We start from the raw sequence: 26,757 nt of genomic DNA, 5'->3' as shown, positions 1-26,757 counted from the left end.
TCGATAAAATTTGAATAAAAGCAGAATAAATCTGGCTATAGCGATCTATTCCCTATAGCTTTCACTTATAATTTTGCCATCATTCTTTTTCACCTTTTGGCCAATGATACCTTCACAGCAGTATCGGTTTTTACGTCATTCTTTGCGTGATGGACGTAGTATTAACCCGCAAGATTCCTCCCGGTGGACCAAGTTGCACCTTGATCCCTGGTTGTTGTGCTTTCTGGTTCTCAATGCAATCCTGGGTTTGATGGTGGTGTATAGCGCGACCTCTGAAGACTCCGGGATGGTTGTTCGTCAGGCAATCAGTTTCGGGATTGGTTTTGTGCTGCTGTTTATCTGTGCGCAGATTCCACCGAAAGTCTATCAGGCGATCAGTCCCTACCTGTATGCCTTTGGCATATTCATGCTGCTCTTGGTGTTTGTGATTGGTGAAAAACGCCTGGGTGCAACGCGTTGGATTACTTTGCCTGGTATTGGGAGTATGCAACCGAGTGAGGTGATGAAATTTGCCATGCCTTTGATGATGGCCTGGTATTTTGCACGTAAGCCATTTCCTCCCAAATTTGTACATATTGTCGGTGCATTAATTTTACTGGCTATACCATTTGTTTTGGTTGCACTCCAACCTGACTTGAATATTGGTTTGGTGATTCCGGGTGTTTTTGTCTTGTTTTTAAGTGGGATGTCGTGGCGTCTGATTGTTGGTGCGGCCGCAGCACTGGCTGTAGCAGCACCGGTTTTATGGATGTTCGTACTACAAGAGTATCAAAAGAAACGTATCACCACGATGTTTGATCCGGAGTCGGATGCATTGGGTGCAGGCTGGAATATCATTCAGTCCAAAATCGCGATTGGTTCAGGTGGTTCCACAGGCAAAGGCTATACTGAGGGGACCCAATCGCATTTGGGTTATCTGCCCGAGCATCATACCGACTTTATTATGTCGACCTATGCCGAAGAATTCGGTTTTATTGGTGTGTTTCTGCTGTTCAGTTTATTTACTGCGATTATTATTCGTTGTTTGATGATTGGCTTAAACAGTTTTCATAATTTTGGACGTTTATATGCCGGAGCTATTGGACTGACCTTTTTCTTCTTTGTATTTTTAAACTCGGGCATGGTGAGTGGTATCTTGCCGGTGACTGGAGACCCATTGCCGCTCATGAGTTATGGCGGAACGGCGGTGATTTCTATGCTCGCAGGTATGGGAATTGTGATGTCGATTCATACCCATCGATAAATTATTCTAAAAGTCGGATGTGTTCCGGTTTTACAAATATTGTTAAGACATGCGGGTAAAGAAAAGCATCTTCATTACATTCATGCTCAATGTGGAAATTGCTTCCAAATGCAGAGTGATATAAGCGTACAACAAAAAGCAGAAATGGATAAACGATATAAAGAAGCCCTCAATCGAGAGCTTCTTAGTCTTAAAACTTAACTGAAGAACCAGGTGTAATAGCCCCAGATCATCAAAGGCCAAGCCAAAAATGGACTAAATAGCCATTTCCAGAACCAGTGGCGAGGTACGAAACCGACACCATGTACAAAGCCTCCAGAAATACCAATCATGATATACATCATGGCACTATGGCTATATTCACCGTTGGCATCCAGCATTGCAGAGGGATGAACCAATAACACTGCGGCGAGAGGAAAAGCCAGCAGGCAGGAAATCATCATCGCAAATTTGTTTGGTTTCTTGTCTACAACGGTTTTCTCAAGCGCAGCTTCGGTCATATTTTATTCCTCATCCAGGTCTTGGTGTTGTTCCATATAAATTGCGGCAATCACACTGGCAAAACACGCCATCAGTACACCCAGAATCCAGGCAAAATACCACATAATTTTGTCTCCTTAGTGCACAGCCTTAATACAGGCTGTGTGAATTGTCTTCAATATGTTTGTTGGTAATCACGGCCCACATCTTGTAGTAACACCATGTGGTATAGATCAGGATCAGTGGAACAAAGATACCTGCCGCAACGGTCATGACAGTTAAGGTATTTTTACTGGATACTGCATCCCACATGGTCAGACTGACTGTCGGATTCAAACTAGATGGCATCAGGAACGGGAACAGGGCAAAACCGGCAGTTAAGATTGCACCGACGACTGCCAGAGAAGAACCCAGGAAGCTCAAGCCAGCCTTGTTTTTACCTGCAGCCAGTACAATGATGAATCCCCCTAGAATGCCGGCAATTGGAGCTGCCATTGTAATTGGATAAGTCGAATAGTTGTTCATCCAGCCCGGATTGGCATTGGTCAGTACTTCTTTTGCTAATGGGTTGGCAACACCATTGGTGTCAAAAGGCATCACCAGGCTATAACCCTGGATGTTTCCAAAATACAACCATGCACCCGCAGCAAGGAAAGTCGCCAAGTAGACCAGACCCATGATTTGTGTCGCTTTGGCAGAACGTTGACGCAGGTCGCCATCAGTACGCAGCATCAGCCATGCACCACCATGTGCGCATAACATCGATAAACTGACCAGACCACACACAATCGCAAATGGATTCAGCAGGGCAAAGAAACTTCCTGTGTAGGTAGAACGTACGGTTTCATCCAGGGTAAAAGGCACACCGAGGAACATATTACCAAACGCTACACCAAAGACTAATGCCGGAACTGCACCACCAATCGCCAAGCCCCAGTCCCAGGAAGTACGCCATTTGGTATTTTCCAGTTTAGAGCGGTAATCGAAGCCGACCGGACGTAAGAATAAGGCAAACAGTACCAGTAATAATGCCCAGTACATGCCAGAGAAGGCTGTTGCATAAACCATTGGCCAGGCAGCAAATAAAGCCCCCCCGGCAGTAATGAACCAGACCTGGTTACCATCCCAATGCGGGGCAATGGTATTGATTGCAGCACGGCGCTCGTTATCATTTTTGCCCACAAATGGCATGATCGCCATAGAGCCCATATCGAAGCCATCGGTGAGGGCGAAGCCAATCAGCAATACGCCGACCAGCACCCACCAAATTATTTTGAGTAATTCATATTCGATCATGCTTGAGTCTCCCCATTTGCCTTTTCTGCTGCAAGCTTTTCAAAGTGGTATTTACCGGTATGCAGGGAACTTGGACCAAGGCGTGAGAATTTGATCATCAGATACATCTCGATAATCAATAACACCGTGTAGAAGGCTGCCAATGCCAGGATTGAACCCCATACATCGCCAGTACTTAAGCTGGAGGCTGAAAGATGAGTTGGTAAGACTTCACCAATCGTCCAAGGCTGACGACCGACTTCTGCTACATACCAGCCAGTTTGTGCAGCCACCCAAGGTAAAGGCAGTGCAAATAAGGCAAATTTTAATAACCAAGGTTTGTTTTCAGCATTGCGTTTCGCAACCGCAAAGGTAGCCAGAACAAAGAGAAGCAGCATCAAGAAGCCAGAACCGACCATGGCACGGAAGGCCCAGAACAGACTTGGTACGTGTGGAATAGTGTCTTTAGCCGCTGCTTTGATTTGCTCATCAGAGGCATCAACAACATTTGGTGTGTATTTTTTCAGCAGCAAGCCATAACCGAGGTCTTTTTGTGATTCATCAAAAGCCGCTTTAAGCTCAGGTGATTTATCTCCTGCACGGAGCAGCTCTAACTGTTCATACGCCACCATACCGTTACGGATCCGCTGTTCGTGCTGAGCAATCAGATCTTTAATTCCAGTCACTTGTTCAGTGGTGGAGCGGGTTGCAATCAGACCCATCACATAAGGAATCTTGATCGCATAGTCAGTGGTTTGGGTTTCTGCATTTGGAATCCCAAATAAGGTGAATGCTGCTGGTGCAGGATGCGTATCCCATTCTGCTTCAATCGCCGCAAGTTTGGTTTTTTGGACATCGCCCAGCTCATAACCTGATTCATCACCCAGTAAAATCACTGAAAGTGTAGACGCAAGCCCGAAGATGGCTGCAATGGCAAAAGAACGGCGTGCAAACGGCAAGTCACGTTTTTTCAGCATGTAATAACTTGAAATGGCCAGTACAAAAATAGCACCTGTGACATAACCTGCAGACACTGTATGTACGAATTTTACCTGAGCAACCGGGTTAAAGATCAGTGCGGCAAAGTCCACCATTTCCATACGCATGGTTTCGTAGTTGAATACAGAACCAACCGGGTTTTGCATCCAGCCATTGGCGATCAGAATCCACAGCGCAGACATGTTCGAACCTAAAGCTACCAGCCAGGTAACTGCCAGATGTTGCACTTTGGACAGGCGATCCCAGCCAAAGAAGAACAAGCCAATAAAGGTCGATTCAAGGAAGAAGGCCATCAAACCTTCAATCGCCAGCGGTGCACCAAAAATATCACCGACATAATGCGAGTAATAAGCCCAGTTGGTTCCGAACTGGAACTCCATGGTCAGGCCTGTGGTTACCCCTAAGGCAAAGTTAATACCAAACAGTTTTCCCCAGAACTTGGTCATGTCTTTATAGATTTCTTTGCCGGAAATCACATAGGTGGTTTCCATAATGGCAAGCAGAAAAGCCAGGCCTAAAGTCAGTGGAACAAAAATAAAGTGATACATCGCGGTCATGGCGAACTGGAACCGCGAGAGATCGACCACGCTTTCAGAAATCATCAACGTGTCTCCTGGATTTGGGAAGGATTGCCGGCGATACGCTCGGCGACTTGGTTATCAAAATTTTTAGGAATCGTAGGCGCATCAAACCAGATATTTTTAATGATCATCAGTAAAATAACCTTGATAATTAAAATAGCGGTTATTTCTCTAACCACTCTCTGGTTTAGATTTTTGGGAACTAAGCTCATTCGACTAAGCCTGTCTGTGACTTGTTGTATATTATTAATCTATTGTAACTAAAAAATAAATAGACGATACAATTTAAATAAATATATATTTTTAAATGTATGATAATAAAAGGTATATATTTTTATTAGTTAAAATTTATTCTAAATATTTTTTATTATTTTATGTAATTTTATTGTTTTTTTAAATCCGACTAAAATGCTTATATTTATATATTTGAATGTAGATTGTTTTAGTTGGATTAATGCTTTTTAATCTGATTAAAATGCTTGGTTTTAAAATAAAGAATAAAATTAATCAAACTATTTTGGTTGGTTTTATAAGGGTTGAATATCAGTGTCACAATCTTTCTCATCATTTTATATTGATAAAAAACACGCCAAAAAAAGAACATGCTGGAAACATGTTCTTTTTAAGCTTGGTGAGGGTGGCTAGACTTAGAAGTCGTAACGCATGCCGACTGACAGTCCAAGTGCAGTTTCACCAGCTGCATTGACACCTTGAGATGAACCTGCCTTGTTACTACGCGCCTGTGACCATGGCGTTAAGTTGGCACTGTCATCATTTAACATGGCAGCAATATTGCCATATACACGGAACTGTTTATCAAGTCGGTGTTCTAGACCCAGCGCGAGCAAGGTGGAACTGGCTTCACTGGCATCGACATCGCGGTGGAATACATGGCCTTTAAGGGTATTTTTGTCTGTAAGTTTATAGTCCGCACCGATTCCGTAAACATTTGCATCTGCATTGGTGCCGCTGCCATCATCAAGAGAAGTGAACTGATAAAGCGCGCCCACATTTAATTCTGGGGTCAGTTTATATGCAGCTGCTAAACGGATACCATCACGTTCTCCTCGGCTAACATCTTCAGCATAATGCTCGTAAGCGGCTGCTATATCCCAGTTGCCTGCCTTGTAGTTTAGGCCTAGGTCATAGGCTTGAGACTTTTCATTGGTCTCTTCAGTCGTATCATTGCTGATCATGGTGCCATCATGTAAAGACAAGGCTGCTGTTGCAGTGAAACCGCCACCAAATTTAGGCGTTTTATATTCAATGGTATTCGGGTTGCGCTCATCAAAACGATGGTTGTAGGCACGCGTGACGTTACGTAAGTCGCCAACTTGGTCACCAAAGAAGTTAGCAGGGCCGCGGGCTGCTTTAAATGGACTGTCAAAACGACCGACTTTTACCTGACCGAAGTCACCTTTAACCCCGACAAAAGTATCACGGGTTGAGAAGTTAACAGAATCTTCTTCATCGTCAGAGCCGCTTGAAAAGTTAATTTGTTGTTCGATTTGAGCAAAAGCCGTCATGCCATTTTCTAATTGTTGTTCAGCTTTAAAGCCAAGGCGTGACGAGTTTGATGATAAAGCAACTTCATTATAGTCTTTACCATCATCCAGATAATCTAAAGAAACGTGTGCACGACCATAAATTTTAACGTCAGCAGCAGCTGCCATGACTGGTGTTAAAATTGTTGCCCCAATTGCTAATGCAGATAACGTTTTTTTCATGTGTTGCTCCAATAAAGACTTTTTATTCATCGTCTTAAAACAAGTTTCAGTCATGTGTTGAAACATGTACCGCTCTATTGGTGCCAAGTATCGATTACAAATAAGACAGTAAGATTAAGGAAATATTTCAAATCTGTTAAATGTTGTATTTTGTAAGTTTTGTAATATTACACATTCAATTTTTTGTATTTAAAGATAATTTGGTTGCTATTATCTTAATGATTCGCATTTATTTCTAAAGTTTTATGCTTTAAGTAGAATAAAAAAATGGAGCCGAAGCTCCATTTTTTTATTCAGTTAAACTTAAAGTGCAGCTTTGATTTTTTCAGCCAGCGCTTTAATTTTTTCCTGATCACCCATCTGGGCAGCATGTTTACCCAAGTTGTGCAGAGAAGTCGGCACTAGATGAAAATGAATATGCGGTACAGTCTGACCAGCAGCAGCACCTGATAATTGCATCAGGACAATGCCATCAACGCCCAAACCTTTTTCAATTGCTTTCGCAACCTTCTGTACAATTTGAATCGTATAGGCCGCAGCTTCAGGATCTAGATCTAGTAAAGTGATGGCTGGTGCTTTCGGAACGACCAGAGTATGACCATCTGCTTGCGGCATGATGTCCATAAATGCAAGAACCTGGTCATCTTCATACACTTTAATCGCAGGAAGTTCACCGCGTAGAATTCGTGCAAAAATATTCTGATCATCATAAGTCATAAGTACATTCCTTGAGCGTTATTGAATTGAATTATTTACAGTTCAATTCTTTCTGACGATCTTTGATCACGTCAAGACGCTGTTGCTCTTTTTCCGAGAATTTTGGCTTGGTTGTATAGCAATTGTCATTGCCGAACTTCGCTTTTGCTTCTGGATCTTTAAAACAGAATCCTTTAGACGCATAAATCACGTCATGATCATTTTTCAATTTTTTGCATTCCTGTTCAGATGCAAGAACCGATGTTGAAGCCCCGAACAAAGTTGCAAAGCCAACTAATGCTGCAACAGAAAATTTCTTCATGCGAGTTTCCTCTGGGTTATCCACTATATGTGCCTGCCTACTAGTCACAATATGAGGTTTTGTTATCATTATTCAATGGCGAGATATTACTCGATGGTAATATTACTCCATGATTCATACATTTTCACGGCACTGGAAAAATCACTGTTTTTATCCGATAGATCACTGGCCGCCTGAATTAGATTCTGGGTTAATGATAGCACAGGCGCAGACAGTTTAGCCTCACGCGCCAGGTCGATTGCGATGCCGGTATCTTTGGCCAAGAGTGGCAGGGCAAAGGTTACAGGAAAACTGCGATTTAAAATACGCTGCGGCAATACGGTTTCGGTCACCATGCTTTTACCACTTGAAGCATTAATACAATCCAGTGCTTCATTCAGGTTGACTCCATGTGCTTTCAGCGTAGTAAAGCCTTCTGCGACCGCACACAGGTTTACAGCCATTAACATATTATTCACAGCTTTCACTGCAAAACCTGCGCCAGATTCACCGACATGCTTAATCAGTGTGCCAAAAGCCTGCATCGCAGGAAGGGCTTTTTCAAAACCTTGGACATCGCCGCCTACCATCACTGTCAAGGTGCCATTTTCAGCGCCAATGGTTTGACCGCTGACCGGTGCATCCAGAAAGATCGCCCCACGTTCAGCCAGTTGTGCTGCCAGTTTTTGCGCGGAATCCGGTACACCACTAGTACAGTCGACCCAGACTGAGCCGGATTTAAGCGACAAATTTTCCAGAAGTTGTGCTACATCGGCACTGGTCGGCAAACATGAAAAGATAATATCTGCCTGAACGGCCTGTTCTAGCGTAACGGCTTGGGTGCCATATTCAGCAGCATGTTGCTCTGCTTTGTCAAAATTGCGGTTCCAGACATAGACGGTATCAAACTGCTTGGGTAAATGTGCTGCCATACGATAACCCATGGCACCTAAGCCGATAAATGCTACTGACTGAATCATGCTGTATCCTCTGAATATGTAAATAAATTTTAATGTTTTTTGGCGATGCTGACGCAGATGCGCTAAGCATCAAGACGTGTAGAGCGCTGCGCCAGCCAGGTCATCATTTTGGGCCAGAACGTATTGGCTGTTTTCTGGTTGGACATCAGGCCCAGATGACCACCCGGAATCAGAGTAAACGTCTTATCCTGGCTACTTGTCAATTCTATCAAAGGCTTAGCTGACTGTTCTGTGACAATCTGATCGGTTTGGCCGGCACCGACCAACAGCGAGCAGCTGATATTCTTAAGGTCAACAGTACGACCATTTAAGGTGATTGAACCTTGTTTTAAAGGATTTTGCAGCCACAGATGTAAGACCATGTCCTGATTAATCCCGCCCGGATAATCAATCATCTTATTCAGAAAATTTCCCATGGTGGCATGTTCATAGACATTTTCGACATGATCCAGATTCAGCAAAAACTGCTTCTGGCTTTTCAGCCAGCCGATGGGATCCAGTAACTTAAAGCCCAAGGCATTTACAATGCCGGGTGTATGAATATATTGCTTTGGAATATGACCCTGATGAATGGCCTGTTGCAGATTTTTATTTTTAGAAATCAGTTTATTGGTGGTCGAAAACAGTTTGCCGACCCGTCCTGATGCATAACTGTCGATGGGGCTGCCAACGACCATCAAATTTTTGACATGTTCAGGCGAATGCAAGGCGGTATAAAGCGTGACAAATACCCCAGCCATACTCCAGCCGTGTAGGGAAATGAACTGACTGTCCGAATGCTTGCAGATGGTTTCAATAGATTGAGGAATGGCTGCATCAATAAAAGACAAAAAGTTTAAATGACGATGCTTAAAGTTAAAACGTTTCCATTCCACCAGATAGACATCAAAACCGCTATGCTGAAAATGTTTGACCAGCGAACGATAGGGATACAGATCATAGATATCCATATTGATGGCGAGAGGGGCGACAAATACCAGCGGCTCCCTATATTTCTTCTCGGGTGAGGCGTAATAGCGAATCTTGCAAAACTCGGTGCTGGCAATATATTCAAAAGGCGTTTTTTGCGACAGAATCAGAGAGGAGGCATTAAACATCCGGGCACTGAAATGTTTCAATTTTTTTTGCTGGCGCTGAAAGTTTTGTTTTAACTGAATCATGTAAATAAAATATCCGTATCCGGGGAAGGATTGATCGAAGTCTAAGCAATAATTGCTTATTATGCCTTGACCTGAAATAGCATAGGCGCTCAAAATGTTGGCAATTTTTTACAAAAGGCAGCCTTAGGGCTGAGGTAGAGCGATGAGCCAGCAAGACGATATTTCATATCAATTAGAAACTTTAGCCATCCGTACAGGTCATACCCGTAGCTTTGAGGGTGAACATGCTGAACCCATTTTTCTAACATCGTCATTTGTTTATGAAAATGCCGCCGAAGCTGCTGCGAAATTTTCAGGTCAGGAACCGGGCAATATCTATTCTCGCTTTACCAACCCAACCGTTGCCATGTTTGAAAAACGTCTGGCGGCACTCGAAGGTGCAGAGCGCGCCGTTGCTACCAGTTCAGGTATGGCTGCCATTATGGCAGTGACCATGGCTTTTTTGAAAGCAGGTGATCACGTCATCTGCTCACGTGCAGTCTTTGGTTCGACTGTTTCGCTATTTGAAAAATATGTCGCAAAATTTGGGGTTAGTGTCGATTTTGTAGATTTGACCGATCTTGATGCATGGAAAAATGCCATCCAGCCTGAAACCAAATTACTGTTTGTTGAATCTCCATCAAACCCGCTTGCAGAAGTGGCTGACATTCAGGCATTGGCTGATATTGCCCATGCCAATGATGCTTTACTGGCAATCGACAATAGCTTCTGTACACCAGTGTTACAACAACCCCTCAAATTTGGTGCAGACCTGGTGGTGTATTCTGCGACTAAATATCTGGATGGTCAGGGCCGTGCCTTAGGTGGAGCTGTGGTTGGAAACCATAAACTGCTGGAAGAAATCTTTGGTTATGTGCGTACCACAGGTCCTTCAATGAGCCCGTTTAATGCATGGGTATTCCTGAAAGGCTTAGAAACGTTACGTTTACGTATGCGTGAGCATTCAGCAAGTGCGCAGCAACTGGCTGAATTTCTGGATCAGCATCCAAAGGTAGAGAAGGTTTATTATGCCGGTCTGCCTGCGCATATCGGTCATGCGCTGGCAGTGAAACAGCAGACGGGTTTTGGTGGCATTGTGTCTTTTGAGGTGAAAGGCGGTCGTGAAGCCGCTTGGACAGTCATTGACAATACCCGGTTTATCTCGATCACCGGTAACCTGGGGGATGCGAAATCAACCATTACCCATCCGGCAACCACTACACACGGTAAATTATCGCCTGAAGCCAAAGAAGCAGCAGGTATTCGCGAAGGTTTAATTCGTGTTTCTGTTGGTTTAGAAGAGATTGGTGATATTATTCGTGATATTACTCGTGGTTTAGATCTTATCTAATTTTATAAATTTATGTTCGGAGATATTTATGAACATTAATATGTTGATGCAGCAAGCTCAGCGCATGCAAAAAGAAGTTGAAAACAATGTAAAAAAAGCCAAAGAAGAGCTGGCACAAACTGAAGTGCATGCCGAAGCGGGCGGTGGTTTGGTCAAAGTCACCATGACTTGCCGCAATGTGGTGAAGCGTATCGAAATCAACCCTGAATTACTTCAGGATGATCCAGACATGATCGAAGATCTGATTGCTGCTGCAATGAATGATGCTGCGCGTCAGGCAGAATTGGTCTCTGATGAAAGAATGAAAGCAGCAAACTCGGGTATGGGTTTACCACCGGGTCTGGCAGGTATGTTCTAAGGAAGAATGCGCAATGTTTAGTGATCGTTTTGATCAACTGGTTCAAGCATTACGCATTTTGCCAAGCGTTGGGCCGAAATCGGCTCAACGTATGGCATTGCATATGATCATGAAAAATCGTGAAGGTGCAATTGGTCTGGCGCATGCGTTGACTGAGGCGACCAACTACATTCATGAATGCTCAGTCTGTCATTCATTGACTGAAGATGAAGTGTGCAATATCTGTACGTCGCTAGATCGTGATGATGAATTGCTCTGTGTGGTGGAATCACCTGCAGATGTTATGGCGATTGAGCAAAGTGGCAGCTTTAGAGGGAAATACCATGTACTGGGCGGGCATTTGTCACCGCTCGATGGGATTGGTCCTGAAGAAATTGGCATTCCGTATTTGTTGCACCGTTTGGCCAATGGTCAGGTGAAGGAAGTCATTCTCGCTACTAATGCGACGGTAGAAGGTCAGGCCACGGCACATTATCTGGTGGAAGCCAGCAAGCATTTGCCGATCCAGATGACTCGAATTGCCCAAGGTGTACCACAGGGCGGTGAACTGGAATATGTCGATAGTCATACCTTGAGTCAGGCCGTACATAACCGGATGCGCATGAAGTAAGATAGACTTAAAAATCTTGTTAGTTTTAATATAAAAAAGATATTATTTAAAATCTAGAGCCTAATAAATAAGGGGTATTTTTGCTAGATAGAGCAGAATCAGCGTTATTTTTTATACAAAAATTCTATAGATCAGTTAATATGGATCTATCGAGAATCTAATTTTAGACTCAGTCTTTATGTTTCAATTTATTCAACATCAAAACGATTTATACCCTGTGCTGAACCTGATGGATCAGAGTTCTGTTTACGGGCTGGATACCGAATTTATCAAGGTCGATACTTTGTGGCCGAAACTGGGTGTGTTTCAGATCAATGTAGACAACAAGGTCTATTTGCTGGATGGAACCACCCTGGATCTGACTGAGTTCTTCAATAAAGTTTTTAACGCCCAGCAGAATATTTTTCATGCTTGTAGCGAAGATATTGATCTGCTTTATCACTATACCCAAAAGAAATCACTGACCAATGTGTTTGATACCCAGGTCGGCATGTCTTTTCTGGGGCATGGTCTGCAAGTCAGCTATCAGAATGCGCTCAAACAGATGCTGGAAGTCGATATCGAAAAAGACCAGACCCGTTCTAACTGGCTGGCACGTCCTTTAAGTTCAGAACAATTACTTTATGCGGCCAATGATGTGCATTATCTGGTCAAGCTGTCTGACAAAATCAAACAAGAGCTAGATACGAAATACCTACTGGATTTTGCCTTGCAAGACTGTCGTTTCTTGACTCAGGAAATTGGTGAAGATACACCAACGGCCTTGTTATATCAGGATGTGGGGAATTATCGCCATTCACGCCGTCAGCTGATGCAATTACAGCAATTGATGGTCTGGCGCGATCAGATTGCCAAAGCACTGAATCAGCCACGTAGTTTTATCTTAAAGAATGTCAGTATGATTGATCTGGTCGAGAAGTTCCCGCGCAATAACTTCCAGCTGAGTCAAGTCAAAGATATCCGTTCAAATGTGGTTCGTGAACATGGTAAAACCATTCTGGATCTGCTGAAATTCTTGCCGGAACCGGAAAGCTGGCCGTTACGTCTGGCGCGTCCAATCCGTCATTCCTCCAAAGATATCGGCGAAAAGATCGATAACATCATTCAAAATATAGTCGATGAAACCTCAATTCCAAAAGAAGTGCTGATGCGTAAAAAATGGCTGAATGCCTTGTATCAGCATGTGGTCTTTCATAAGGATGAGCAGGATCTGCCGGATTATCTGCTGGGCTGGCGCTATGAACTGTTAACCCAGCCACTGATTCAGGTGCTGCATCAGGATGAATCTTATTTATCGACCCAGATGAAAGTCAGCGAGTGATCGCTTGCAGGATTGGTTAAAGATAGAGCAATTATACAAAATCACGACTGATGCATGAGACGTGGCTAATGTTTCTGTCTTTTTTTTGATGTATCCTTGCGGATGTTTTTCCAGAAAAGTCGTTTGAAACATGCAAGTGTCTATCTACAAATCCAGCAAAAAAAGTGAAATGTATCTGTATGTGGCGCGTCCTGCGGATGAAAGCGAAGCTGAAACATTCGAGCCACTCAGCGTATTGTCTGAGCCCGTACAAGCCGCATTTGGACGTGCGACTTTTGTCATGCATCTTGAACTGAGCGAATCGCGTAAACTGGCACGTGCCAATGTATTGCATGTGATGGATTCTATTGCTACACGTGGTTTCTTTTTGCAAATGCCGCCAGAAGGCTTGATTGATCCGAATGCAGTCGCTCCAGAAGGATTGCGTGGCGCTTAATGTTAATTCAGGAGTTGTGAAATGAATGGTTATGTTGCTGTCTTAGACTCAATTCCTGAACAGAGCATTGCTGTTGCGGTTTATCTGCTGGGCAGCCTGATTGCTTTATGGTGCTGGTATGGCGTAACCAAGCGGCTGCCTAAGCCGCTTGGTGGTTTTTTGTGGATTTTAGGCTTTGCCATTCTATTGACACCGACGGTATCCGAGGGGCCGAATGCCTCTATCGCACCTGCAATCTTTGGCTTGCTGTTTGGTGTGTTGACCAAAGAGCAAGCTCTGATTTGGATTAATGCGTCACTTATTTTATTTGTCATTGGGATTGGATCTGTGATTGGCTATTGCTGGTCGACCTATGTGTCGAACAAGGGCAATCTTCGTGTTCACAAGAAAAGTTCACCGTTGTAAGTAAAAAAATAAGGTTAAATCATGTCTGCTGATCATCAACAATTTTCAGGTACAGCTCAGTACATTGCGACTGACAGTTTAAAGTTGGCGGTTAAAGCTGCCCGTAGTTTACAAAAGCCGTTATTGGTCAAAGGTGAGCCTGGTACAGGGAAAACTTTATTGGCTGAGCAGGTAGCAGAAAGCCTGGGCCTAAAACTGATCACCTGGCATATCAAGTCCACCACCAAAGCACAGCAAGGCCTGTATGAATACGATGCGGTGTCGCGCCTGCGTGATAGTCAGCTTGGTGATGACCGTGTCTATGACATCAAGAACTACATCAAGCCGGGTAAACTGTGGGAAGCATTTACCAGCGAAGAACGTTGTGTCTTGCTGATTGATGAAATTGATAAGGCAGACATCGAGTTTCCGAATGACTTGCTACATGAACTCGATAAAATGTCGTTCTATGTGTACGAGACCGGGGAAACCATTACCGCAACCCAGCGTCCAATCGTCATCATTACCTCAAATAATGAAAAAGAATTGCCCGATGCATTCCTGCGCCGTTGTTTCTTCCACTATATCGAATTTCCGGATGAAGCGACCATGCGCGAAATCATCAATGTACATTTCGAGAATATCTCTGCCACATTGGTCAATGAAGCCTTGCAGGTTTTCTTTAAATTGCGCCAGATTCCGGGTTTGAAAAAACCACCATCAACATCTGAGCTGATTGACTGGCTCAGCCTGCTCATGGCTGACGACATGCCGGAAGATATTTTGCGCAATACTGATAAATCCAAAGCGATTCCACCCTTGTACGGCGCCTTGATCAAAAATGAGCAAGATGTACAGTTGCTTGAACGTCTAGCCTTTATGTCACGTCGTTAAGGGAGAAACACGCATGTTTGTGCGACTGTTTTATACCTTACGCAAATACGGCGTACCGGTCTCAACCCGTGAGCTGATCGATTTGAATCAGGCGGTTGCGGCTGGACTGGTCTTTGCCGATCAGGATGAGTTCTATCAGCTGGCCAAAACTGTAATGGTTAAGGATGAGCGCTATTTCGACAAATTCGATCGTGCCATGAAGGACTATTTTGATGGTATTCAGAGCTTTGATCTGGATGAACTGCTGAATCAAGTGCATAAGCTGCCCAAAGACTGGTTCGATCTTGAACTGCTTGAAAAGCATTTGACTCCTGAACAGCGCGAAGAGCTGAAAAAAGCCGGATCATTAGAAGAACTGATGAAAATGCTGGAAGAGCGCTTGCGCGAACAGCATAAAAAACATCAGGGTGGCAACAAGATGATTGGTACCGGCGGCACTTCGCCTTTCGGTGCTTATGGCGATCATCCGGAAGGGGTGCGTATTGGTGGGCCGGGACGGAAACGCTCTGCGGTAAAAGTCTGGGAGCAGCGTCAATATCGCAACCTCGATGATGAGCAGATTCTGGGAAGTCGCCAGATGCAAATGGCACTGCGCCGTTTGCGTAAATTCGCGCGTCAGGGTGCAGCCGAAGAGCTGGATATCGATGGCACGATTCGTGAAACCGCCAAGCAGGGTATTTTAGACGTACAGCTGGTGCCTGAACGCCGTAACCGCATTAAAGTCTTGATGCTGTTTGATGTCGGCGGTTCGATGGACTCGCATATTGCCCAGTGTGAAAAGCTGTTTAGCGCAGCCAAAACCGAATTTAAAACCCTGGACTATTTTTATTTCCATAACTGCCTGTATGACTATGTCTGGAAAGACAATATCCGCCGTTCCAGCTCGCGCATGAATACCTGGGATTTATTCAATACCTATGGCCGTGATTACCGGGTGATTGTGGTTGGTGATGCCAGTATGGCGCCTTATGAAATCACCTCGGTCGGTGGTTCGGTTGAATATATGAATGATGAAGCAGGACAGGTCTGGTTGCAGCGTCTACGTCAGCATTTTGATAAAACCGCATGGCTCAATCCCGAAGAAGAAAATTATTGGCATTACACGCATAGCATTGGTTTGATTAAGCAAATCTTTGAGAACCATATGTTTCCAATGACCTTAAAAGGCATAGAGGATATGACCAAATATTTGGCACGTTAATTCCATTTTTCTATCAGTGACTTTATCTATTGTTATTAGTGCTTTAATGAAAATCGCTTTAAGATGAAGTCACAATTTCTATTTTAAATCCAGTTTTCAGGGATCGCTATGGATCATCAAATTAATGGTATTGCATTACCGAATGAAGCAGGTTTCTTTGGTAATTATGGCGGTCAGTTCATTCCGCCTGATCTTAAACAGGCGATGGATGATATTAATGTTGCATATCAGGAAATTCGCCATACTCCGGAATTTCAAAACGAGCTGAAAGACTTGTTTGCCCACTATGTCGGTCGCCCGAGTCCACTATTTCATGCCAAACGTCTGTCTGAAAAATTGGGCGGCGCACAGATTTACTTAAAACGTGAAGATCTGAACCATACCGGTGCACACAAGATCAATCACTGTCTCGGTGAAGCTTTGCTGGCCAAATACATGGGCAAAACCAAAGTCATTGCAGAAACGGGTGCGGGGCAGCATGGAGTAGCATTGGCAACGGCCTGTGCCTTGGTTGGTATTCCCTGTGAAATTCATATGGGCCAGGTGGATATCGAAAAAGAACATCCAAATGTCGTGAAAATGAAGATTCTGGGTGCTAAGCTGATTTCCGTTACGCGTGGAACGGCAACGTTGAAAGATGCAGTTGACAGTGCCTTCGAAGAATATTTAAAAGATCCAAAAAACTTTATCTATGCGATTGGTTCAGTGGTCGGTCCACATCCATTTCCAATGATGGTGCGTGATTTCCAGTCCATTATTGGTGATGAAATCAAGGTTCAAACCAATGAGCGTTTTGGTGCAAATCCTGACTATGTCGTTGCCTGTGTGGGTGGTGGTTCAAATGCAGTGGGGGCATTCACGGCATTTTTGAATGAACCAGATGTGAAATTGGTCGGTGTAGAGCCGGCAGGTCATGGTTTGGACACTGATATGCATTCGGCGACTTTAACTTTGGGTAAACCAAGTCAATTACATGGTATGGCCTGTTATGTTCTGGAAGATGAACAGGGCGAACCTTTGCCGGTTCATTCGATCGCATCAGGTCTGGATTATCCAGGGGTGGGTCCGCAGCATAGTTTGCTTAAAGACTTAGGTCGGGTTGAATACACCACAGCGACCGATCAGGAATGTCTGGATGCTTTCATGACCTTGTCACGTGTCGAAGGTATTGTGCCGGCATTAGAAAGTTCACATGCAGTCGCTTGGGCGATTCGTGAGGCGGGTAAGTTGCCAAAAGAAGTCAAAATCGTGGTCAATCTTTCTGGGCGTGGTGATAAAGACTCAGATTATGTGGCAGAGAAACTGGGTTTAAATTAAGTTCGCTGACAATATTGATATAAAAATCCCGGTCATGTACCGGGATTTTTTATAGGTGAAATCTGCGTCTTTGTCATGACTTTATTATTTAAATTAAGGGCCTTTAAACTTGATTTTTGCCATGTTTCAGATCTTTTAAAAACACTAAACTGCTTTTAACCTGAAATATATTGCTGTAATTGATCAATCAGTTTGCGTTGGTCATCCATTGCTGCTTTGACCAAATCTCCGATTGAAATCAGACCAAGCAGTTTTTCATCTTCTACCACTGGCAGATGCCGTAGATGGCGCTCAGTCATTAAGGCTAAACAGTCTTCTACAGTCGTCGAGGTATTTACGGTAATCACTTTAGAGGTCATGATTTCATTGACTGTGGTATCGAAAGAGGTTCTTTGCATCAGGGCGATTTTACGGGTGTAATCCCGCTCCGACAAAATCCCTACCACGTTATCTTCATGCGTTACCACAAGTGCCCCGATTCCTTTATCAGCCATCAAGGTGATGGCCTCTAAAACAGTAGAATCTGGACGGATGGTATAAATAGCTTGATGCATTTTTTCATTCAGCACCTGTGCCACATTGGTCATGCTTCATCATCCTTACTGGTCAATTTATTATTAATCCTAGAGTATGCCTTCAACCTGAACATCTCTAAGTGTTTAGGTTTTAGTCTTTATAAATAGCATGTTATTTACGCAATGTGCAGTCTTTGTTGTGAAAAAAATAGGTGACGCATCTGTGCAGTGCTCAGTTTAAGTCTGGTGCCATTGGTATTGCACAGGGCTGGGGTGACATTCAGGCGCGACAAGGTCGGCAATAATGCATTTTCAAAATCTTCAGAATTGATTTTACGCGGAGCATAATCAGGCCAATGTTGCTGGGCATAATTTTTGGCATCGAGAGGATTTAGCCAAAACGGGAAAATACAGTCTTCCTGATCACGCATCATTGCCCAGCCTTTATGATATGCGCCCCATAGCTCGCCACAATTCCTTAAAGATTTCAGCATGGTGATCTTGAAAAGGGATTCTTTACAGATCGGATCAATTTGAATAATTTTTCGTGGTTTCATTAGAATAAAGTGCTATTGGATGTCAGACCTTATTCTAGGAACTTTATAAGTAATTACTGTTTCAGCTTTGCAAGGATTGGTAAGAAAATATGTATTTATTGCTATTTATCGAAAAAAAGGGCTGAAAAAAACGCCACCTAGGTGACGTTTCATTATGCTTGCAGGGTGGCCATGTTCTGCCAGTACTGCGCTTTGAGTGAATCCCGTTCTACACGGAAACCTTGATAATAAAGTTCTGCTAAAAAAAGCGCTGCTTTACCATGACCTGCACGAGCTGCATCTTCAAGCTGTTTTACCGCATCCACAAAGTTCATTTGGGATTGGATGGTATTCACGGCATCTGCATACAGATGTTCCAGATCGTGTTGAGAGAGTTGTTGTATCATATAAAAACTCCTTAATTTTAATTATGATTACAGGACAGACTAATCAGTCTAAATACAAATATAACTTAGTATTGTTAAACTAATATTACAAAATAATGGAAAAGTCAACCATTCGATTTTATTCGTTTACTTTAGTTATAGTTTACATGACTAAACTATACACACTTATAAATATTATTAAGATAAATTGTAAATAGAGATCAAACAATAAGGAGAAAGCCATGATGACAAGAACTTTAGATGGTGTAAATTTTGATATGCCACCAACTGCTGGGCAAATCCTTGAACTTGCACATTTGCATCGCAAGAAACTGGATGACGCTATATTTAGTAAATATACGCATCTAGGTAATTATGGACTGGCACAACGTAAAGAGGTGTATGACTTTACCCGTGCTCTGGACGTCAATCAGCGTGAGCAGTTCTATAAACTCTATAATGGCGAGTTGGTTCGAATTGCAGATGAAGATCGCCTGCATCCCCCTGAAGCAGAAGCGGGGTTAAGTAAATTTGCTGTTGCACTGGTATTGGTGATTGTAGCATTGGTGCTCTATTCCACTATTCTGAGCAGAATGATGAGCTAATCCGCAGAGTCGTGGATTTTAGCCCTGCTAAATATGGCGCTACTGACTTGAACTTATATAAGCCTAACCATACACTACCTTTAACTTGAGGTAGTGTATGTCTATAGATACAGAAAAGTTAATTCAATGGTTCAGCAGAATCAAGCTGGAACAGATTTATAATATTGTTGTCATTTTTATGGTTGTGGTAATTTTATTTTTAGCCGCATTGGCTCTCTATCGTCCGCTTAGCATCTCTCAAATCACCCAGATTCGGCAACTTTCTGAACAGCAAAATTTGCCCCAAACTCAGGATCTGGCACTGGCTCTATTAGAGCAGCAGCATATCCGTCGTGGGCAGTATCTTAAATTGATGCAGGCCTATCAGCAGGAGTCTCTGCGGGCGCGTCAGCTGCCACCGCTCTCGGTGGAGATGCCTTAGGCACAGGGTTTGCTGGCAAATTGAAATTGGCATCCATTAAATTCTGCTCCAAACGCATTTTCAAGGCATCTTTATCCAGTTCTTTATTGACCACGACCAGCGTTAGGCGGTCTGGATGTAAATGTTTGCGTATTGCATTTTGCACATCCTTTGCGCTAATTCTGGCTAGACGTTCCGGATAACTGGATAAATAATCATTTTGCTCACTATAAAAGCCCATATTGCCTAACTGGGCATTAATGGTGGCATTGCTGCTGTAATTGTTAGGGAAGGCGCGCAGCATGCCTGCTTTGGTTTCTTCCAGACGTTGAGTGTCAATCGGTTGGCTGACAAAATTGATAAATGCCTGATGTGCAATCTGAATACTCTCTAGTAGCTGATCCTGCCGTGTAGAATATTTAAAGCTGAATACTCCGGGTGCCTGACTAAAGCTGAATGAGCTATAAGCGCCGTAGCTAAAACCACGTTTGACCCGCAGTTCCTGCATCAGTACCGCATTAAATCCACTCCCGCCAAACATGCGGTTGGCGACTTCTAGGGCCAGTCGGTCTTCAGTAAAGCGTGATGGCCCTATATGTCCAAAGGTGATATGCGCCTGAGACGAGTTATAAGGTAAATGCACCACTTCAAAACCATATTTAATTTCAGGCGGTGGTAATGCAGCTGCTTTTTGACCTTGAGTTAAATTGCCGGCAATCCGTTCTGACAGTTCCAGCGCCTGTTTGGGGCTGAGTTTACCGGTAATAGCAATATTCATATTTTGCGCCACCAGAAACTGATCACGGAATTGTTTTAATAATTCGGCATTAATTTTCTTGGTACTGCCTTGGGTGCCACTAATTGGCTCTGCATAAGGATGCTGACCATATAGAGTACGATAAAAACGAATATCCATCAGCCGGCTTGGATTTTCCTGTAATTGCTTTTGTCCCACTTGGGTATTGCTTAAAGCCAGATTAATACTGGCGGGTTTAAATGACGCATTCTTTAGAACTTCCATCATCATTCCGAGTGCCGGTTCCAATTTATTTGGATCTGAAAGCGTACGCAGCCGAACCACAAACATGTCCCGATAGGCCTGTACGCTAAATTGTGCTCCAGTCTGGTCAAAAATTGCCGCGACCTGATTCGCACTATATCTGTCTGTGCCTTCACGCATCAACTTGGCTGCCATACTGGACAGGCCATAGAGTCCTTTAGTAATTTCCTGATCACGCGCCGAGCCGGCATTAAAAGTCAGCTGGATATCCACCATTGGAAGATCTTGGGTTTCAACAAATAGCGTACGTACCTGATAGCGATTGTTCAGGTCGTGAATATACGGTGCCTGAAATTCACGCTGCGGATTGAGATTTTTCAGGCTTTGCAACAGAGGGATAGACTGTAACTGACTCGGATTATCGTTTTGATCGGGTTGAGGATCCAGATAATTTTCTGCATCGACAGCAGAAGTAAAACTTAAAATAAAAATAAGTAAAAAAGGACGAAGATGATGACGCATTGCAATCCCCATTATTGGGCTTTTTGTTCAGGTGAGAGATAAAGTGTGCTGAGATTGTCTCGGACGAAATAGGCATTAGCGACACGCTGGATATCCTGAACGCTGACACTTTCAAAATGCTTGGGTAGTTCATCCATCAGCCGATAACTCAGTCCATTGACTTCCATATTGCCAATCATTTTGGCCTGGCCGGCAATATCATCCTGACTATAAATCAAACTGGAGATAAAGCGGGTGCTGATACGATCTACTTCCTGTTGGGTCATGGCGGTGGTTTTGAGTACATCCACTTCATCCTGAATCGCTTGTTGTGCCTCTTGCAAAGATACGCCTGGCGCAGGTAAGGCAGAAATGCCAAACAGGCTGTCACCACGATTATAAGGATCATAAGAAGCGCTGACAGAGGTCAGAATTTTACGATCACGCACCAGACGGTCTTGCAGGCGTGAAGATATACCGCTGTCCAAAAGGCTACGAATAATGGTCAAGGCATACGCATCTTGTGGGTTTTTGGCAGTACTGAGGGATTTTACATTCCAGGTCATGTACAGATTGGGCACCTGAACATTGCTGTTAATTTCCATATGCCGATAGCCTAAGCGCTCAAACTCCAGTACATCATTACGTGGCGGTGTTGGACGCGCAGGAATATCTCCAAAATATTTTTGCACTTGCGCTAAAGCCGCTTCCGATTCCACATTTCCGACAATTACCAGAATGGCATTATTGGGGCTATACCAGTCCCGATACCATTTTTTGACATCATTTAACTGAATATTGTTCAGGGTTTTCATATGTCCAATCACCGGTTGGCGATAATGGCTGGTCGGATAACTGATCCATTTAAAGCGTTCAAAGGCCTGAGCGCGCGGGTTGTCATCGGTACGCTGGCGCCGTTCTTCCATCACCACTTTAATTTCTGGCTCAAAGTCCTGCTGCCGCAGTAATAAATTGCTCATGCGGTCAGATTCAAGTTCCAGCGCCATGGGAAAATAAGCTTTAGGATAGAGCTGATAATAATTGGTGTAATTGGTAAAGGTGGCGGCGTTGATGCTACCGCCATAAATCCGGCTCAGACGGGTAAATTCGTCATTTGGAACTTTATGCGTACCTTTGAACATCATGTGTTCAAGTGCATGCGAGACCCCCAGAATATTGCCAGATTCATCACTGCTGCCGACTTTGTACCAGATCTGGGTCATCACCATGGGCGCACGATGGTCTTCCCGAATAATGACTTTTAATCCATTACTTAAAGTCGTTTCAAAAGTGGTGCGTGATAATTCACTACGAGTCTGGGCTTGGGCCTGATTAATACTTAATCCCAGCAATAGGACACCAAGTGGATAAAGTGTTTGTTTAATCATTCTGGAAAAAGAGGAGACAGTCAAAAAGGTGGCGGACACTAGATCTCCCAAAAATAGGCATTTGTATTTAGGGTTATTTTTAATAAATGCGGAGATGAAAGCAACCAAGAGCTGTAGCTTTTTGGTATGTTTGTCCAGCATTTGCATTGCTAGCTGCAAAGCAGGCAAGTTATGGTAGAATCTGGGTTTTTAACGCAATGCTTTTCAAGGATTCGGCATGCAACAGCAATCTAATGGGCAAAACAAATTTTTGATTGATGCTGATATCGGAGATGATGATGTCACATTACCGAGCTTACCTGCGGTCAATGTGCCTATCGTAGAAACGCCAAGCGAAGCAGCTGTAGTTTCTGCACCTGTCGTAACAGAAACTGAAAATGAAGATTCTGCGGCGAAAGGTGGCTTCTTTAGCCGTATGAAAGAGGGTTTAACCAAAACCCGTAAAAACCTTGCCGATGGGATGGTCAATATCCTGATCGGTGGTAAAGAAATTGATGATGAATTATTAGAAGAAGTCGAAGAGCAGCTGCTGGTGGCCGATATTGGTGTGGAAGCCACCAAGACCATCATTGCTAACCTGACTGAGCGTACCGAACGTGGTGACTTGATCTACTCGCATTCACTGTATAAGGCGCTTCAGGAAGAACTGGTGGCTTTATTGGCACCCCGGGTAAAACCGCTGCACATTGATCCGAATAAATCGCCTTATGTGATTTTAGTGGTCGGTGTAAATGGTGTAGGTAAAACCACCACGATTGGCAAACTGGCCAAACGTCTGCAAGGTGAAGGCAAGACTGTCATGCTGGCGGCAGGTGATACTTTCCGTGCAGCTGCAACGGAGCAGCTGCAAATCTGGGGTGAGCGTAATAATATTGCGGTCGTGGCTCAAGGCAATGGTGCAGACTCGGCTTCAGTCATTTTCGATGCTTTTGAAAGTGCGCGTGCCAAAGGCGTAGATGTATTAATTGCTGATACAGCTGGTCGTTTGCATAACAAAGGTCATTTGATGCAAGAGTTGACCAAAGTAAAACGTGTCATGCAGAAAATTGATGCGACTGCACCACATGAAGTGATGTTGGTTGTCGATGCCGGAACAGGTCAGAATGCCATTAACCAGGTCGAAATGTTTGATGAGGCGGTAGGCCTAACCGGTTTGACCATTACCAAGCTCGATGGGACTGCCAAAGGTGGCGTACTGTTTAATATTGCCAGTCGTACTCATGTGCCGATTCGCTTTATTGGTGTGGGTGAGAAAATTGATGACTTGCGTCCTTTCTCTGCCAAATCTTTTGTTGCTGCATTGTTTGAAACTGAAAATAAATAATGCGTGATAATTCACACAAACTCCGCTAAGTGCGGAGTTTGTTGTTTTTGAGGGGTTTGAATGCTTTAAAAATCAGCTAGAAAATATGAACCAGATCTATCTACCGTAATAAAGCCATTATACTTGTATGGGATTATTCGAGCTGTTTTAGCTGGGTTTTGTGGGGGGAAGAAATGGCATTGCTAAATAAAATTGGTCAGGTATTAACAAGTGATATAACCAAGGACTTTAAATTTTCGAAAAAAAACAAATCCGATGATGATTTGAAACTGACTTTTGTTGATCAGTTGAAAAAGCGCCGTAGTATTTATGAACTTGGCAAGCGCGTACATTATAGTCAGGCGTATCTGAGTGAAATGCTTCAGGCAGCAGTCCGCAGTTGTCCTTCAGCCTATAATTCCCAAAGTACGCGGATTGTAGTGTTATTTGCGGATTCTCATTATAAGTTTTGGGAGCTTGTCAAACAGGTTCAACGCCAGCATGTGCCCACACATATTTACGAAGGTGCAGAGATCAAGTTGAATCAGTGTGCCGCGGCATATGGCACGATTTTATTTTACGAAGATCAAGCCGTGATTCAGCAACTACAAAAGAAAATGCCACTCAATGCAGAAGATTTCCCGATCTGGTCTGAACAGACATCAGGAATGGCGCAATTTGCCGTATGGACTGCATTGGCAGATTCGGGTTTAGGTGCATCTTTACAGCATTATAATCCGCAGATCGACACTTTAGTCGCCGAGCATTTTGACATTGAAAAGAGCTGGTTGTTACGTGCCCAACTTTGCTTTGGCTCGATTGAGCAGGCAGCAAAAGAAAAATTAGAACAGCAAGATCAGCACTTTTTTAAAGTATTGAGTTAAAAACCGATGAAGGACGGTATAGCAGCATGGATGCTGCGAATGAAATCTAATACAAATATTCTATTCAGATCTAAGTCTGATTGTTCTATAAATAAAACACATTGTTATGGGAATGCACCTGTTTTAAGTGCTCAAAACACGTAGTATGACTTTATCAGTTTTTAATAATCAAAATACATAGAGGTGAATTTATGGCATTTTTAGATCAAATCAAACAGCGCCGAAGCATTTATACCATTGGGAAAAATGTGAGCCTGGAGCAGGCTGAAATTGAAAATCTCATTAAAGATGCAGTTAAACACAGCCCATCATCTTTTAACTCGCAAACTTCTCGTGTGGTAATTTTATTTGGTCAATCACATGATACTTTCTGGCATATTGTGCGTGAAACCTTGCGTGATCTTGTTTCGACAGATGCATTTGAAGCAACCAATAATAAAATTAATGGTTTTGCAGCAGGTTATGGCACCGCATTGTTTTATGAAGACCAGAATGTGGTGAAATCGATGCAAGAACAGTTTGCACTCTATGCCGATAACTTCCCGGTCTGGTCAGAGCATTCTTCAGCCATTGCGCAGTTTGCAACCTGGACAGCTTTGGCAGAGAAAAATATCGGTGCCTCGTTGCAGCATTACAATCCAATTATTGATGAAGAAGTTGCACAAACTTTTGAAGTCCCATCGCACTGGAAGCTTCGCGCGCAATTGGTCTTTGGTTCTATTGAAGCACCTGCAGGCGAAAAAACCTTTATGGATGATGCGGAGCGTTTTAAAACCTTTGCATAAATCGGGTTTCAGCTAAAAAGAAGTGCTTTTGTGCTTCTTTTTTTATTTGTACTGGCTAATAGCAGATAATTTAAAATTGCTAGTCAAATAAATGCTAAAAGTTCAGGTGAAATAAGAGAAGTTTTTGTCATAAAATTGTCATTTCGACGCGGCATAGTGCAGCTCAACTTTAATAATTAACTTGAAATGAGTAGATGATATGGATTTTCGTATTGCGGCAACTGTAGCGGCACTGTTGTTTAGTACCTCGGTTTTTTCAGCGGTGACTATTACAGTACCTGAAGAAATTAAGATCGTTGCGGTAAATAATCAGGAAATAAAATCAAGTCTATTACGTTCTAATTCAACTTATAAACTGGATGCTGGAATGAATAATATCAGCGTCCGCTATAATGAGTTTTTTCAGCACTCTGATAATTCACATGACATTTTAAAGTCGGGAGTGCTTACTGTAAAAACTCCAGAGCTTAAAGATGGTGAAACCTATCGTTTAGCGTTAATTAATGCACCTCAGAATTTTGACGAAGCTAAAAAGTACCAGGATCAGCCCATCATTGGCTTATATGATGCAAAAAATCAGCTGCTTGTTCAGCAAGCGGGCGCTAAAGATACAGCGAGAACATGGTTTGCAAATAATGTATTGACCAAAACAGTCGAGATGAGTAGCAAGTCAGCAACATCACTTAATCAACCAGCACCTGTATATGCTCAGGCAGCTAGTGTAGCTACGGTCGCCACTCCTCAAACTCAATTCGTCGGGCAGAATGATCAACAACTCATTCAATTATGGCAAAAGGCCTCCAAAGCTGAACGTCAAAAATTTATGACTTGGTTGGCTGAACAGACGAATTAAAAGATAAAGTATGAAGGATCAAATGGTATTGATGCTTTTTTAATAGGTAGAGTGCAGAGATTTATATTTGGTTATACTTTTAATGCAAAAAATCTGGAAAATCTCTCAGAAAAGGCTAAAAATAACATTTTAGATTAAAAAATAAACGTACAAGTCACTTTTTTGAATCTTTTTGAGAAAAGCCCTTGCGCTTGTTTCTAAAGTGTATAGAATACGCTGCATCAAGGCGATACAGCAAAACGAACTTAGCTGATTGAGTTAGGTTATTGTGTGAGTTGCCTGGTAGCTTGTTTCTGACGAAGAGCAAG

At 43.2% G+C, this 26,757-nt stretch carries 31 protein-coding genes; 16 read left to right on the top strand and 15 right to left on the bottom strand.

Features of this window, described 5'->3' with window-relative positions:
- Positions 1 to 103 precede the first annotated feature (103 nt).
- Positions 104 to 1,243, top strand: coding sequence for a rod shape-determining protein RodA (rodA, locus tag KT990_RS12635; RefSeq protein WP_005170604.1), 1,140 nt, complete (start codon positions 104 to 106; stop codon positions 1,241 to 1,243).
- A 197-nt stretch (positions 1,244 to 1,440) separates the two neighbouring features.
- On the opposite strand, the gene KT990_RS12630 is transcribed toward rodA, so the two are convergent.
- From KT990_RS12630 to KT990_RS12585, 10 genes are all read right to left on the bottom strand, one after another.
- Positions 1,441 to 1,743, bottom strand: a complete 303-nt coding sequence (locus KT990_RS12630; RefSeq protein WP_005170606.1) for a cyd operon YbgE family protein — start codon at positions 1,741 to 1,743, stop codon at positions 1,441 to 1,443.
- Positions 1,744 to 1,746: 3 nt separating this feature from the next.
- Positions 1,747 to 1,848, bottom strand: a complete 102-nt coding sequence (gene cydX / locus KT990_RS12625) for a cytochrome bd-I oxidase subunit CydX (protein WP_004278713.1) — start codon at positions 1,846 to 1,848, stop codon at positions 1,747 to 1,749.
- Between the two features lie 25 nt (positions 1,849 to 1,873).
- Positions 1,874 to 3,019, bottom strand: a complete 1,146-nt coding sequence (gene cydB, locus KT990_RS12620) for a cytochrome d ubiquinol oxidase subunit II (RefSeq protein ID WP_100535320.1) — start codon at positions 3,017 to 3,019, stop codon at positions 1,874 to 1,876.
- A complete protein-coding gene (locus tag KT990_RS12615) occupies positions 3,016 to 4,599 on the bottom strand; it encodes a cytochrome ubiquinol oxidase subunit I (protein WP_074383198.1) in 1,584 nt (527 codons plus the stop codon). Before KT990_RS12615 ends, cydB begins: the two co-directional genes overlap by 4 nt.
- Complete coding sequence (cydP, locus tag KT990_RS12610) at positions 4,599 to 4,790, bottom strand: cytochrome oxidase putative small subunit CydP (protein ID WP_004645265.1); 192 nt, start codon at positions 4,788 to 4,790, stop codon at positions 4,599 to 4,601. The genes KT990_RS12615 and cydP overlap by 1 nt, the downstream gene beginning before the upstream one ends.
- 435 nt (positions 4,791 to 5,225) lie before the next feature.
- Positions 5,226 to 6,305: a porin gene (locus tag KT990_RS12605; RefSeq protein ID WP_100357030.1), complete on the bottom strand. Its 1,080-nt coding sequence runs from the start codon at positions 6,303 to 6,305 to the stop codon at positions 5,226 to 5,228.
- Positions 6,306 to 6,608: 303 nt separating this feature from the next.
- Complete coding sequence (locus tag KT990_RS12600; RefSeq protein ID WP_005170623.1) at positions 6,609 to 7,022, bottom strand: HIT family protein; 414 nt, start codon at positions 7,020 to 7,022, stop codon at positions 6,609 to 6,611.
- A gap of 31 nt (positions 7,023 to 7,053) precedes the next feature.
- Positions 7,054 to 7,323: a YARHG domain-containing protein gene (locus KT990_RS12595; RefSeq protein WP_074383196.1), complete on the bottom strand. Its 270-nt coding sequence runs from the start codon at positions 7,321 to 7,323 to the stop codon at positions 7,054 to 7,056.
- Positions 7,324 to 7,409: 86 nt separating this feature from the next.
- Positions 7,410 to 8,282: an NAD(P)-dependent oxidoreductase gene (locus KT990_RS12590; protein ID WP_100329572.1), complete on the bottom strand. Its 873-nt coding sequence runs from the start codon at positions 8,280 to 8,282 to the stop codon at positions 7,410 to 7,412.
- A gap of 62 nt (positions 8,283 to 8,344) precedes the next feature.
- A complete protein-coding gene (locus KT990_RS12585) occupies positions 8,345 to 9,442 on the bottom strand; it encodes an alpha/beta fold hydrolase (RefSeq protein WP_074383194.1) in 1,098 nt (365 codons plus the stop codon).
- 142 nt (positions 9,443 to 9,584) lie between these two features.
- Here KT990_RS12585 and KT990_RS12580 point away from each other — a divergent pair, with 142 nt between their 5' ends.
- The 9 genes from KT990_RS12580 to trpB all read left to right on the top strand — a co-directional run bounded on the left by KT990_RS12580 (position 9,585) and on the right by trpB (position 17,293).
- Complete coding sequence (locus KT990_RS12580; protein WP_074383193.1) at positions 9,585 to 10,772, top strand: O-succinylhomoserine sulfhydrylase; 1,188 nt, start codon at positions 9,585 to 9,587, stop codon at positions 10,770 to 10,772.
- A gap of 28 nt (positions 10,773 to 10,800) precedes the next feature.
- Positions 10,801 to 11,130: a YbaB/EbfC family nucleoid-associated protein gene (locus KT990_RS12575; RefSeq protein WP_004731251.1), complete on the top strand. Its 330-nt coding sequence runs from the start codon at positions 10,801 to 10,803 to the stop codon at positions 11,128 to 11,130.
- Positions 11,131 to 11,143: 13 nt separating this feature from the next.
- The gene (gene recR / locus KT990_RS12570) at positions 11,144 to 11,740 is read left to right on the top strand and encodes a recombination mediator RecR (RefSeq protein ID WP_004278698.1); all 597 of its coding nucleotides are present in this window, start codon (positions 11,144 to 11,146) and stop codon (positions 11,738 to 11,740) included.
- 178 nt (positions 11,741 to 11,918) lie between these two features.
- On the top strand, positions 11,919 to 13,061 hold the full coding sequence (locus tag KT990_RS12565) for a ribonuclease D (RefSeq protein WP_218208880.1): 1,143 nt from the start codon (positions 11,919 to 11,921) through the stop codon (positions 13,059 to 13,061).
- A 130-nt stretch (positions 13,062 to 13,191) separates the two neighbouring features.
- Positions 13,192 to 13,497, top strand: a complete 306-nt coding sequence (locus KT990_RS12560) for a YcgL domain-containing protein (RefSeq protein WP_005097076.1) — start codon at positions 13,192 to 13,194, stop codon at positions 13,495 to 13,497.
- Positions 13,498 to 13,518: 21 nt separating this feature from the next.
- Positions 13,519 to 13,902 carry a hypothetical protein gene (locus KT990_RS12555; RefSeq protein ID WP_074383190.1) on the top strand — a complete coding sequence of 128 codons (384 nt, stop codon included), beginning with the start codon at positions 13,519 to 13,521 and terminating at the stop codon, positions 13,900 to 13,902.
- A gap of 21 nt (positions 13,903 to 13,923) precedes the next feature.
- Complete coding sequence (locus tag KT990_RS12550) at positions 13,924 to 14,775, top strand: AAA family ATPase (RefSeq protein ID WP_218208879.1); 852 nt, start codon at positions 13,924 to 13,926, stop codon at positions 14,773 to 14,775.
- 13 nt (positions 14,776 to 14,788) lie between these two features.
- Positions 14,789 to 15,976, top strand: coding sequence for a vWA domain-containing protein (locus tag KT990_RS12545; RefSeq protein ID WP_218208878.1), 1,188 nt, complete (start codon positions 14,789 to 14,791; stop codon positions 15,974 to 15,976).
- A gap of 108 nt (positions 15,977 to 16,084) precedes the next feature.
- Entirely contained in the window at positions 16,085 to 17,293 is a 1,209-nt protein-coding gene (trpB, locus tag KT990_RS12540; RefSeq protein WP_180049031.1) for a tryptophan synthase subunit beta, read from the top strand.
- Between the two features lie 155 nt (positions 17,294 to 17,448).
- On the opposite strand, the gene KT990_RS12535 is transcribed toward trpB, so the two are convergent.
- From KT990_RS12535 to KT990_RS12525, 3 genes are all read right to left on the bottom strand, one after another.
- The gene (locus tag KT990_RS12535) at positions 17,449 to 17,880 is read right to left on the bottom strand and encodes a CBS domain-containing protein (RefSeq protein WP_005097071.1); all 432 of its coding nucleotides are present in this window, start codon (positions 17,878 to 17,880) and stop codon (positions 17,449 to 17,451) included.
- Positions 17,881 to 17,984: 104 nt separating this feature from the next.
- A complete protein-coding gene (locus KT990_RS12530; protein ID WP_005097070.1) occupies positions 17,985 to 18,365 on the bottom strand; it encodes a DUF2750 domain-containing protein in 381 nt (126 codons plus the stop codon).
- A 152-nt stretch (positions 18,366 to 18,517) separates the two neighbouring features.
- Complete coding sequence (locus tag KT990_RS12525) at positions 18,518 to 18,751, bottom strand: hypothetical protein (protein ID WP_005097069.1); 234 nt, start codon at positions 18,749 to 18,751, stop codon at positions 18,518 to 18,520.
- A gap of 224 nt (positions 18,752 to 18,975) precedes the next feature.
- On the opposite strand from KT990_RS12525, the gene KT990_RS12520 reads away from it, so the two are divergent.
- Entirely contained in the window at positions 18,976 to 19,335 is a 360-nt protein-coding gene (locus tag KT990_RS12520; protein WP_035337940.1) for a hypothetical protein, read from the top strand.
- Positions 19,336 to 19,432: 97 nt separating this feature from the next.
- The gene (locus KT990_RS12515; protein ID WP_005097067.1) at positions 19,433 to 19,756 is read left to right on the top strand and encodes a hypothetical protein; all 324 of its coding nucleotides are present in this window, start codon (positions 19,433 to 19,435) and stop codon (positions 19,754 to 19,756) included.
- Here KT990_RS12515 and KT990_RS12510 read toward each other — a convergent pair.
- Together KT990_RS12510 and KT990_RS12505 are read right to left on the bottom strand one after the other, a co-directional pair.
- Positions 19,680 to 21,257: a M16 family metallopeptidase gene (locus tag KT990_RS12510; protein ID WP_005097064.1), complete on the bottom strand. Its 1,578-nt coding sequence runs from the start codon at positions 21,255 to 21,257 to the stop codon at positions 19,680 to 19,682. The genes KT990_RS12515 and KT990_RS12510 overlap by 77 nt on opposite strands.
- An 11-nt stretch (positions 21,258 to 21,268) precedes the next feature.
- Positions 21,269 to 22,663 carry a M16 family metallopeptidase gene (locus tag KT990_RS12505; RefSeq protein ID WP_218208877.1) on the bottom strand — a complete coding sequence of 465 codons (1,395 nt, stop codon included), beginning with the start codon at positions 22,661 to 22,663 and terminating at the stop codon, positions 21,269 to 21,271.
- A gap of 178 nt (positions 22,664 to 22,841) precedes the next feature.
- Here KT990_RS12505 and ftsY point away from each other — a divergent pair, with 178 nt between their 5' ends.
- From ftsY to KT990_RS12485, 4 genes are all read left to right on the top strand, one after another.
- Entirely contained in the window at positions 22,842 to 23,948 is a 1,107-nt protein-coding gene (gene ftsY / locus KT990_RS12500; protein WP_005097061.1) for a signal recognition particle-docking protein FtsY, read from the top strand.
- A 173-nt stretch (positions 23,949 to 24,121) separates the two neighbouring features.
- Positions 24,122 to 24,811 carry a nitroreductase family protein gene (locus KT990_RS12495; RefSeq protein WP_180072859.1) on the top strand — a complete coding sequence of 230 codons (690 nt, stop codon included), beginning with the start codon at positions 24,122 to 24,124 and terminating at the stop codon, positions 24,809 to 24,811.
- A 191-nt stretch (positions 24,812 to 25,002) separates the two neighbouring features.
- Complete coding sequence (locus KT990_RS12490; protein ID WP_005097059.1) at positions 25,003 to 25,596, top strand: nitroreductase family protein; 594 nt, start codon at positions 25,003 to 25,005, stop codon at positions 25,594 to 25,596.
- 199 nt (positions 25,597 to 25,795) lie between these two features.
- The gene (locus KT990_RS12485; protein ID WP_180040113.1) at positions 25,796 to 26,449 is read left to right on the top strand and encodes a DUF2057 domain-containing protein; all 654 of its coding nucleotides are present in this window, start codon (positions 25,796 to 25,798) and stop codon (positions 26,447 to 26,449) included.
- Positions 26,450 to 26,757 lie beyond the last annotated feature (308 nt).

The sequence above is a fragment of the Acinetobacter sp. F9 genome (genome assembly GCF_019195275.1).
GTDB lineage: Bacteria > Pseudomonadota > Gammaproteobacteria > Pseudomonadales > Moraxellaceae > Acinetobacter > Acinetobacter pseudolwoffii.
This window is presented reverse-complemented; position numbering and strand designations above follow the sequence as displayed.

Excerpts from the sequence above, each read along its gene's own strand:
- rodA (WP_005170604.1), top strand. The coding sequence starts at position 104 with ATGATACCTTCACAGCAGTATCGGTTTTTACGTCATTCTTTGCGTGAT.
- KT990_RS12630 (WP_005170606.1), bottom strand. The coding sequence starts at position 1,743 with ATGACCGAAGCTGCGCTTGAGAAAACCGTTGTAGACAAGAAACCAAAC.
- cydX (WP_004278713.1), bottom strand. The coding sequence starts at position 1,848 with ATGTGGTATTTTGCCTGGATTCTGGGTGTACTGATGGCGTGTTTTGCC.
- cydB (WP_100535320.1), bottom strand. The coding sequence starts at position 3,019 with ATGATCGAATATGAATTACTCAAAATAATTTGGTGGGTGCTGGTCGGC.
- KT990_RS12615 (WP_074383198.1), bottom strand. The coding sequence starts at position 4,599 with ATGATTTCTGAAAGCGTGGTCGATCTCTCGCGGTTCCAGTTCGCCATG.
- cydP (WP_004645265.1), bottom strand. The coding sequence starts at position 4,790 with ATGAGCTTAGTTCCCAAAAATCTAAACCAGAGAGTGGTTAGAGAAATA.
- KT990_RS12605 (WP_100357030.1), bottom strand. The coding sequence starts at position 6,305 with ATGAAAAAAACGTTATCTGCATTAGCAATTGGGGCAACAATTTTAACA.
- KT990_RS12600 (WP_005170623.1), bottom strand. The coding sequence starts at position 7,022 with ATGACTTATGATGATCAGAATATTTTTGCACGAATTCTACGCGGTGAA.
- KT990_RS12595 (WP_074383196.1), bottom strand. The coding sequence starts at position 7,323 with ATGAAGAAATTTTCTGTTGCAGCATTAGTTGGCTTTGCAACTTTGTTC.
- KT990_RS12590 (WP_100329572.1), bottom strand. The coding sequence starts at position 8,282 with ATGATTCAGTCAGTAGCATTTATCGGCTTAGGTGCCATGGGTTATCGT.
- KT990_RS12585 (WP_074383194.1), bottom strand. The coding sequence starts at position 9,442 with ATGATTCAGTTAAAACAAAACTTTCAGCGCCAGCAAAAAAAATTGAAA.
- KT990_RS12580 (WP_074383193.1), top strand. The coding sequence starts at position 9,585 with ATGAGCCAGCAAGACGATATTTCATATCAATTAGAAACTTTAGCCATC.
- KT990_RS12575 (WP_004731251.1), top strand. The coding sequence starts at position 10,801 with ATGAACATTAATATGTTGATGCAGCAAGCTCAGCGCATGCAAAAAGAA.
- recR (WP_004278698.1), top strand. The coding sequence starts at position 11,144 with ATGTTTAGTGATCGTTTTGATCAACTGGTTCAAGCATTACGCATTTTG.
- KT990_RS12565 (WP_218208880.1), top strand. The coding sequence starts at position 11,919 with ATGTTTCAATTTATTCAACATCAAAACGATTTATACCCTGTGCTGAAC.
- KT990_RS12560 (WP_005097076.1), top strand. The coding sequence starts at position 13,192 with ATGCAAGTGTCTATCTACAAATCCAGCAAAAAAAGTGAAATGTATCTG.
- KT990_RS12555 (WP_074383190.1), top strand. The coding sequence starts at position 13,519 with ATGAATGGTTATGTTGCTGTCTTAGACTCAATTCCTGAACAGAGCATT.
- KT990_RS12550 (WP_218208879.1), top strand. The coding sequence starts at position 13,924 with ATGTCTGCTGATCATCAACAATTTTCAGGTACAGCTCAGTACATTGCG.
- KT990_RS12545 (WP_218208878.1), top strand. The coding sequence starts at position 14,789 with ATGTTTGTGCGACTGTTTTATACCTTACGCAAATACGGCGTACCGGTC.
- trpB (WP_180049031.1), top strand. The coding sequence starts at position 16,085 with ATGGATCATCAAATTAATGGTATTGCATTACCGAATGAAGCAGGTTTC.
- KT990_RS12535 (WP_005097071.1), bottom strand. The coding sequence starts at position 17,880 with ATGACCAATGTGGCACAGGTGCTGAATGAAAAAATGCATCAAGCTATT.
- KT990_RS12530 (WP_005097070.1), bottom strand. The coding sequence starts at position 18,365 with ATGAAACCACGAAAAATTATTCAAATTGATCCGATCTGTAAAGAATCC.
- KT990_RS12525 (WP_005097069.1), bottom strand. The coding sequence starts at position 18,751 with ATGATACAACAACTCTCTCAACACGATCTGGAACATCTGTATGCAGAT.
- KT990_RS12520 (WP_035337940.1), top strand. The coding sequence starts at position 18,976 with ATGACAAGAACTTTAGATGGTGTAAATTTTGATATGCCACCAACTGCT.
- KT990_RS12515 (WP_005097067.1), top strand. The coding sequence starts at position 19,433 with ATGTCTATAGATACAGAAAAGTTAATTCAATGGTTCAGCAGAATCAAG.
- KT990_RS12510 (WP_005097064.1), bottom strand. The coding sequence starts at position 21,257 with ATGCGTCATCATCTTCGTCCTTTTTTACTTATTTTTATTTTAAGTTTT.
- ftsY (WP_005097061.1), top strand. The coding sequence starts at position 22,842 with ATGCAACAGCAATCTAATGGGCAAAACAAATTTTTGATTGATGCTGAT.
- KT990_RS12495 (WP_180072859.1), top strand. The coding sequence starts at position 24,122 with ATGGCATTGCTAAATAAAATTGGTCAGGTATTAACAAGTGATATAACC.
- KT990_RS12490 (WP_005097059.1), top strand. The coding sequence starts at position 25,003 with ATGGCATTTTTAGATCAAATCAAACAGCGCCGAAGCATTTATACCATT.
- KT990_RS12485 (WP_180040113.1), top strand. The coding sequence starts at position 25,796 with ATGGATTTTCGTATTGCGGCAACTGTAGCGGCACTGTTGTTTAGTACC.